At 51.1% G+C, this 1,706-nt stretch carries 5 protein-coding genes; all 5 read left to right on the top strand.

Going from position 1 to position 1,706, the window contains the following annotated elements; all coding sequences use genetic code 11:
• The first annotated feature begins 143 nt into the window (after window positions 1–143).
• From ABYP33_RS18950 to ABYP33_RS18970, 5 genes are read left to right on the top strand one after another with little or no spacing between them, the layout of a single operon-like run.
• Window positions 144–536, top strand: a complete 393-nt coding sequence (locus ABYP33_RS18950; protein ID WP_373092893.1) for a hypothetical protein — start codon at window positions 144–146, stop codon at window positions 534–536.
• Window positions 533–721 (top strand): hypothetical protein, encoded by a 189-nt coding sequence (locus tag ABYP33_RS18955; RefSeq protein WP_373092895.1) that lies wholly within the window; start codon window positions 533–535, stop codon window positions 719–721. The genes ABYP33_RS18950 and ABYP33_RS18955 overlap by 4 nt, the downstream gene beginning before the upstream one ends.
• Window positions 722–723: 2 nt before the next feature.
• Window positions 724–873, top strand: a complete 150-nt coding sequence (locus ABYP33_RS18960; protein ID WP_373092897.1) for a hypothetical protein — start codon at window positions 724–726, stop codon at window positions 871–873.
• Window positions 870–1,532 (top strand): DNA methyltransferase, encoded by a 663-nt coding sequence (locus tag ABYP33_RS18965; protein WP_373092898.1) that lies wholly within the window; start codon window positions 870–872, stop codon window positions 1,530–1,532. Before ABYP33_RS18960 ends, ABYP33_RS18965 begins: the two co-directional genes overlap by 4 nt.
• Window positions 1,529–1,705 carry a hypothetical protein gene (locus ABYP33_RS18970; protein ID WP_373092899.1) on the top strand — a complete coding sequence of 59 codons (177 nt, stop codon included), beginning with the start codon at window positions 1,529–1,531 and terminating at the stop codon, window positions 1,703–1,705. Before ABYP33_RS18965 ends, ABYP33_RS18970 begins: the two co-directional genes overlap by 4 nt.
• Window position 1,706: the final 1 nt, after the last annotated feature.

Genomic DNA, 1,706 nt, shown 5'->3' on the forward strand with positions numbered 1-1,706 from the left:
ACGGCGAAGACGGCGAGTACATTTTGCGCGATTACGTGTGGAATGCTGGCGATGCTGTTTCGATTGCAGAGCGCGAGCAGGCAAACTGCGGCGAAGGTCAATACATCACTATCCGGGTTATTCCGGTTTAAGGGGAAAATCTAATGAACTACGAAAACCAAATGGTCGCCCAAGGCGTCCCAGAAATCGAAGATCAGCCGCTGGTGACAGAGGCGGAAATTCGCGCAAAGGTCGAGCGGCTGAAGGAAGAAACAAACCTTCTGGATATGTACCTGAATATGCCGCTTAAACTGTCATCGGAGCTGGATGTTCAGGCGGCAGTAGGTCGAGCGTTTGACCGCCACCCGGTTGATGTACAGGGCGTTTTTGACGAGCAACTGTGCAGCGATTACCGCGACTTCATTATCAACTTGGATATTTGGGCGCGGCGTTTTCTGCCCGAGTACATGCTTGAGTTTAGCGCGTTCTCTGTCTGGCACGGTGTCGAGTGCGTGATTAAGGATGAGCTGAAGAAGCGGGCGGAGGGCTTGGTGTGAAAATACTAAAATACATTTTAGTTCCGATAGCGCTGTACGCAATTGGCGGTTTTATATCGGCATTCGCCACTTGGAGCGTCGCACCACTAAATCCCGCCAACTGGGATGAGTTTGGGCGCTTTATGTTTGCGTCTTGGATTTGCACCACGTGGATTGTATTAGCCTTAGCAGATTGGGAGATATAATAATGACAATCGAACCACTAACACAAAACGGCTGGAGCGTATTTGTACGATTCAAAGGCCGCAAGTTTGTAACTGAGTGCGAATCGCCCGAATTGTGCTGGACTGTCGCGCGGGCTTGGATGAGTGATGTTGTGGGGGAGGGGGTGTTGTGAGCGTCGAACTACTACACATCGACTGCATGGAGTACATGGCGTCGCTCCCAGATAAAGCTTTTGATTTGGCTATTGTTGATCCGCCTTATGGGATAGGCGAGAGCGGCGCAACAAACAAAAGCAGGGGCAAACTGGCCGTGGCTAAAGACTATAAACCTTTTGCTGGGGGCGACCTTTGCGCGCCTAATTCTGACTACTTTGACCACTTAAAGCGAGTAAGCAGAAATCAAATAATCTGGGGTGCAAATCACTTCATTGATGGCATCCATTTTATGTGTAATTCACCCTGCTGGGTTGTCTGGGATAAGGTCAATGGAGAAAGTGATTTTGCAGATTGCGAGTTAGCTTGGACTAGCTTTAAGACCGCCGTTCGCTTGTTTCGTTTTCAATGGGCGGGGATGCTACAGGGCGACATGAAAAACAAAGAGCACCGCATCCACCCCACCCAAAAACCCGTCAAGCTCTACCAATGGCTGCTCGCGAACTACGCCAAAGAAGGTTACCGCATACTGGACACGCACTTAGGCAGCGGCTCTAGCGCCATAGCAGCCCATTATGGCGGGTTCGACTTTGTTGGATGCGAGCTAGACGAGGACTACTACAAGGCCGCCTGTGAGCGGTTTAACAATGAGACAGCGCAGGAGGATATGTTCCAATGATCCACAAATCCGAAATAACCCAACGCGACCCACTGCGCGCCCAGATTGAGGCGCAGGTTGCGGAGTATCTTGAAAAGGGCGGGGAGGTCAAAACAGTCCCCGCAGAGTGCCGCCAGGATGACAATGCGCGTGTTAAGTCGTTTTTGTATCGGTATGAGGAGGGCGGGGAATGAG

The sequence above is a fragment of the Zhongshania sp. genome (assembly GCF_041584495.1).
In the GTDB taxonomy this organism is placed as follows: Bacteria; Pseudomonadota; Gammaproteobacteria; order Pseudomonadales; family Spongiibacteraceae; genus Spongiibacter.